A 5,182-nucleotide genomic window follows, 5' to 3' on the forward strand; every position below is an offset into this window, starting at 1 on the left:
CCCCGCGAGCCCGCCCCTGCGCGCGTTGATCACAGCGGGTCCGTTACTCGCCGCGGCCGTCGTCTACCTCGCGACATACGTGTCGGTATCCCATCGCCTGCCGGACACGGTCGCCACCCACATCGGCGCCGACGGCCCGGACGGTTTCATGACGCCCGGCGGCGCGCTCGGATTCACCCTCGGCATCCTCGCCCTCAACGCGGCCGTGTTCGGCTACACGGCCTGGCAACGCGCCGGCACCACACGGAGTGTGCGCGCCTCGACGGTCGGCTCGTGGGCCATCGCGGGGCTCGTCGGATACCTGTCGATCGCGCTGCTGATCGCCAACGTGGACGTATCGGTTCCCCAGCTCGTGGACTTCCCACTCGCACTGCACCTACCCGCAGCGGCCGTCGTCGGAGCGATCTGCTCCGGCGTGGGCGCCGCACTGACCTGGAGGATCTGACGTGAGCATGAATCTCGGTCCGGGACAGCTGGTCTCGTGGAACCGTAGTTGCGGACTGTTCTGGCTCATGCCGGCAGGCCTGATCGTCGCCGCCACGGGTGTGGCACTCAGCTTCAGCGTCGGCAGCTACGCGGTGCCGCTCATCGTGGGTGGCGCCGGTCTGGCACTCGTCGGCTCGGCCCGGGTCAGCGTCGACGACTCCGGAGTCTCGGTGGCCTCGACGCTGCTACCGTTCGTGCGGCGCAGAATCCCGCTCGACAAGATCACCCGCGCGTGGTCGAAGGAGGACACCACACTCACCGAGCTGGCCGGCTTCGGCTACCGCATCCAGCCCGGCCGTACGGCAGTCGCGTTGCGCCCCGGAAACGCTCTCTGGCTTCGGCTCCGGACCGGCAACGAGTTCGTCATCACCACGGACAACGCGGAAGACGCAGCGAAGCTCGTCAACGCGCTCATCACCAGGAAGCAACAGACCTGATGTTGATCACCATCGACACCACCTCGGCGGTGCCCCTCTCCGAACAGGTGGCCAGTTCCGCACGGCGAGCGATGGCGGAAGGAAGCCTCAGACCCGGCGACCGGCTGCCCTCCGCGAGGGACGTGGCCCGGTCGCTCGGCGTCAACATGCACACGGTGCTGCGCGGCTACCAGACACTGAGGTCCGAAGGGCTGATCGACCTTCGCCCCGGCAGAGGTGCGGTGGTGACCGAGGCGGCCGCCCAGTCCAAGGCCGTACTCATCCTGAAGGTCCGGGAACTGGCCGACGTGGCCTCCGCCTTGGGCATGACCGAGGACGAGGTCGTGCAACTCGTCAGGGGCGCCCTGAGAAGCCCGGGGCAACCGGTGCCACACGCCTGACCCCGCAGTCCGTTCCGCGGCATCCGGGGCTCCGCGCCCCGGATGCCGGTAGCCCGCTTCACACCGGGACGGCCTCCTTGCCGCCCGGCCTCGGAAGCGCTGCCTCCTCCTCCGCGGACGTCGAGCGGTCGCGGTCGCGCAGCGCGAGGTGCGCCCCGAGGGGCGCGCACAGCAGGACGACGCCTCCGGACATGGCCAGGGCGAACGACCACAACCCCATCACCACGGCGATCATCAAGTGGAAGAACAGGCCCGCCCACATCACGTGCCACCGGACGCGTTGCGGCAGCAGCAACGAAGCGCAGAGCAGCATCTCCACGACCAGCGGCAGCCAGGTGAGGGCGGCGACACCCCAGCTGGTGGACACCACGGCGTTCACCGCGGGCGACATCCACGGCGGCGCCCCGAAATGGAGCGAGTTGCCCCAGTACCACATCGCGGTTCCGTCGTGCCATTCGGCATGTGGGAGCTTCGCGACAGCGGCCTGGAAGTAGAGCACCGACATCTGGAGGCGGAGCACGATGACGGAGGTGATGCCCAGGACCGCCCACGCACGCCGCGAACGGCTGAGCTCCTCCTCGTCCGGCCGCTGCCAGTGCCATCGCCGACCGTCTCCCAGCGCGGGCAACGTCAGCAGCAGGGACAGGACAAGGGCTATCTGGTCACCACCGTCACCGATGGCGATGGCGGTGAAGACGGAGAAGTTCACGTACAGATGCGGAACGGCCAGCAGGCGCGGTCGCCAGCCGGAGGCCACCACAAGCAGCACCAGCACACAGGCCCACTTGAGAACGGCGAGCCCCGTGTACGACTCCTCTCCCGCCGGGGCGAAACAGAACACCGAGGCAGCGGCGAAGCCGTCGCACGGTGGGTGCGGACCGACGGTGGCCACCGGCCGGAAGAGCGTCTCCGCCGAGGAGAACGCCAGCGTCCCGGCCGTGCCAAGGGCGACGAGGGTGCGGGCGAGGCCGTACAGGTTGGTCCACGGCAGCGGCATCGTTCGGGTGCCCGTCGACATCAGCAGGACACCTTCCACGTCGCCGCCTTCTCAGGCGTGTGCGTGCCGGGCAGGAGATCACGCCAGGCCCAGGGGACCGGCCGCATCTGGACGATGGCCGCCGTACCGCACAGCGAGGGCTCGGGGGACGGATTTCGGACCCGGTCCGAGGCGGCGGCCGTGTCCAGGCAGTCGACGGCGGTGAGGGCACCGGCGCAGTCGGCCCAGTCGGTTCGCTCACCCGCCCGTTCCAGCAGAAGCGCCATCTCGATGCCCTGCGAGCGCGACGCACGGTCCAGCCCGAAGGCGTTCGACGGGCGGGCGTGGGGCGCGCGCAGGGCGCTCCGCCACTCTCCGTCGCGGTACACGTACGGCACCAGTTCGACGTCGCGCGGTGACTTCGTGAAGAACGCCCAGCCCTGCGGCGCGACCGGCCCCACGGCGGTGGCCGCCTTGTCCTGCCCGGGCAGTTCGATCACGTTCTTCGGTAGGTTCGCCTGCGCCACGTACAGCGCTGCCACCGCCCACAGCACCCCCGTCACGGCCAACCAGCGGCGGGAGAGTGCGGCTTGGGGGCCGGCCTGCGCCCGCAGCGGCGTTCGTTCGGCGATCGTCTCGTTTCTCACGTGCCCTCTCGCGGTCCTCGTACTTCCAGTCGGTCACCTGCGGTCGGGGCGGGGTGGCGGCCGCCACCCCGCCCCGACACGGCCTACGCCCGAGATGCGTGCGCGGGAGGCGGACGCCGCCCTACGACGCGTCGGATCAGCCCGCCAGGCGCCTGGTCAGGTCCGCCACGGCACCCTCGTGATCGAGCTGACCGCCGTTCGGCTTGTCGACCCAGAACTTGACCTTGTTCACGACGTACGCGACGTTGACCGCGTTGATGGCCGTCACGGCGTTCGCTGCCGCGACCACGTTGACGACGACGACGGCCGCCCCCCTGCCGTCGTCGGCGACGGCGAGCTTGTCGGACTTCGACGTCGTCCCGTCGATGGCGTCCTGACCGTCCTTCAGGGCCGTTCCGACCTGGCGGGGGTCGCCACTGGTGATCCGCGAGCCGAAGCCCTCGAAGAAGCCCGGCTGGGCCTTCTCGATGCGGGCGATCACCGTCGCGACGTCAGCGGACCGGTTCTCCTTCAGCGCCGCGTGCGCGCCGTCGAAGTACCCGGAGTCCGCCAGGCGCTCGGCCGCCGGGCCCTGGAGGAAGTACACGGCGGCGAAGAGATCCTTGGCGTCCGCCGTGGCGGCACCCTTCGGGCCGGCCGGCGCGGCGGTGGCCTGCGTCGCGGTGACGACACCGCCCGCCAGGGCGGCGGTGGCCGCAACAGCAGCGATCATCCGGTTCCTACGCATAGAGATGTGCTCTCCTTCACAAATGGAGGAACTTGATTGCCTTGTACCCAAACAAGATGGGCACCGCGCAAGCGAAGCATGTGGGCAATCGCCCGAAGAACCCTGGACTGGACCATTCCGCGTCAAGATCACGCAACAACCGGACTTGTTCCCTCATCGGGGACGCGTCGCCGTGACCTGCGCCACACGAAGCGGCGTCGCCAAGCAGTCGGTCCAGGCCGCACCAGGCGCCGAGGCCCTTCCTGCGGGCCACTCCCTCGGAGGTGGCCGACCGGCTTCCGCAAGCTCGTCGTCGGGCGCGACACCTGGCGTGCCGTTTGCCGCGTCACGGAGGACAAGGTGGTGGGGATCCGCGAGGTGTGAGCCGTAGGCCTACGGCGGACTGCCGACCATCGGGACTGCCCACGTGGCGAACCCCCCACCGACTGGCAGACCGTTCTGCCTCCGCTCTCACCCTGGTTCGAGCCGGACGTCGGCGGCGTTCCACTCGTGGGCGAGGAGGCCGAGGAGGGCTTCGTCCACGAACTCGCCGAGTGCCCAGGCCGAGGAGCGCAGTTGGCCCTCGTGGACAAAACCGTTGCGTTCGGCGGCGCGCAGCATCGCCGCGTTGTCCACCAGGGTCTCGATCTGGAGGCGTTGCAGGCCGCGCACGACAAAGCCGTAGTGGCACAGGACGGCGACGACGTCGGTGCCGTAGCCCCGGCCTCGGGCGGACGGCAGCAGGGCGAGGCCGATGTGGGCGGACCTGCGGTGGTTGTCGATGCCCCACAGGCTCGCGGTGCCGATCAGGCTGTCGGTCTCCAGGTCCACCACGGAGAACGCGACGGTTCCTTGGTCGTCGTCGTCCACCACGAACCGGGTGTCCTTCGGGCTGCCGGGGCGATCGGCCGCCAGGGCGCGGCCGCGGCCCGCGACGCGTTGACCACGTCGTCGTACAACTCGGTCCGCAGGACCGGTATGTCGTCGTCGAAGCGGGCCCTGAGCCCGGCCTTGCCGCCTTTGAGCATGCGGGCTTCCTACCCGGCGGACCGGGTGGCGGCAAACACCTCGTGGTCGGACTCAATCGGCGTGGTCGCCGCTGCGGAAGGCGGCGCGGAGGGTGTCGCGGTGGGCGCGTACGTAGCGGATGTCGGCTTCGTAGGCGTCGATGTGGCCTTCTCTGATGTGTTGGCGGAACGCCTCGTTGCCCTGCGCGGCCTGGTCGCGCATGAAGTCGATGAGGGCCTTCAGGCGGGCGGGGACGACGTCGATGACCTCTGCGCCCACCTCCGGGCCGTAGACGCGGCAGAAGGCGGCGGCGCGGAGGGCCTGGTCCTGAGGTGTGCCGAAGCTCTCCGGGTTGTCCGGCGCCTGCAGGGGGGCGAAGCGGTAGACGGTGTAGGCGACGTCCCAGACGCGCGGGCCCGGGTGCGCGGCGTCGAAGTCGATGAAGCCGATCGCCACACCGTCCTCCACCACGCAGTTGTACGGGGCCGCGTCGCCGTGGCACATGACCTCGGCCGGTTGCCGGGGCGGGAACAGCCAGGAGT

Annotated in this window: 7 protein-coding genes and 1 pseudogene; 3 read left to right on the plus strand and 5 right to left on the minus strand. The window is 70.0% G+C overall.

Annotated elements, in window-relative coordinates:
• The 3 genes from FNX44_RS23525 to FNX44_RS23535 all read left to right on the plus strand — a co-directional run.
• Window positions 1–445, plus strand: a 445-nt coding sequence (locus FNX44_RS23525) for an SdpI family protein (protein WP_228450153.1), incomplete at its 5' end; no start/stop codon positions are given.
• 1 nt (window position 446) lies between these two features.
• Entirely contained in the window at window positions 447–923 is a 477-nt protein-coding gene (locus tag FNX44_RS23530; RefSeq protein ID WP_143650865.1) for a hypothetical protein, read from the plus strand.
• Window positions 923–1,303, plus strand: coding sequence for a GntR family transcriptional regulator (locus tag FNX44_RS23535; protein ID WP_143650866.1), 381 nt, complete (start codon window positions 923–925; stop codon window positions 1,301–1,303). The genes FNX44_RS23530 and FNX44_RS23535 overlap by 1 nt, the downstream gene beginning before the upstream one ends.
• Before the next feature lie 58 nt (window positions 1,304–1,361).
• On the opposite strand, the gene FNX44_RS23540 is transcribed toward FNX44_RS23535, so the two are convergent.
• The 5 genes and pseudogenes from FNX44_RS23540 to FNX44_RS23560 form a co-directional block, all read right to left on the minus strand.
• Window positions 1,362–2,321, minus strand: a complete 960-nt coding sequence (locus FNX44_RS23540; protein WP_143650868.1) for a sporulation-delaying protein SdpB family protein — start codon at window positions 2,319–2,321, stop codon at window positions 1,362–1,364.
• Entirely contained in the window at window positions 2,321–2,926 is a 606-nt protein-coding gene (locus FNX44_RS23545) for an SdpA family antimicrobial peptide system protein (protein ID WP_323369624.1), read from the minus strand. Before FNX44_RS23545 ends, FNX44_RS23540 begins: the two co-directional genes overlap by 1 nt.
• Window positions 2,927–3,062: 136 nt before the next feature.
• Window positions 3,063–3,638, minus strand: coding sequence for a sporulation delaying protein family toxin (locus tag FNX44_RS23550; protein ID WP_143650870.1), 576 nt, complete (start codon window positions 3,636–3,638; stop codon window positions 3,063–3,065).
• A 465-nt stretch (window positions 3,639–4,103) separates the two neighbouring features.
• Window positions 4,104–4,660 (minus strand): annotated as a pseudogene (locus FNX44_RS23555) (GNAT family N-acetyltransferase).
• Window positions 4,661–4,712: 52 nt separating this feature from the next.
• Window positions 4,713–5,182: phosphotransferase (locus FNX44_RS23560; RefSeq protein ID WP_143650873.1), on the minus strand; the 470-nt coding region annotated here is incomplete at its 5' end.

It is taken from the genome of Streptomyces alkaliterrae (genome assembly GCF_007097205.2).
Classification (GTDB): Bacteria; Actinomycetota; Actinomycetes; order Streptomycetales; family Streptomycetaceae; genus Streptomyces; species Streptomyces alkaliterrae.

Excerpts from the sequence above, each read along its gene's own strand:
- FNX44_RS23535 (WP_143650866.1), top strand. The coding sequence starts at position 923 with ATGTTGATCACCATCGACACCACCTCGGCGGTGCCCCTCTCCGAACAG.
- FNX44_RS23540 (WP_143650868.1), bottom strand. The coding sequence starts at position 2,321 with ATGTCGACGGGCACCCGAACGATGCCGCTGCCGTGGACCAACCTGTAC.
- FNX44_RS23550 (WP_143650870.1), bottom strand. The coding sequence starts at position 3,638 with ATGATCGCTGCTGTTGCGGCCACCGCCGCCCTGGCGGGCGGTGTCGTC.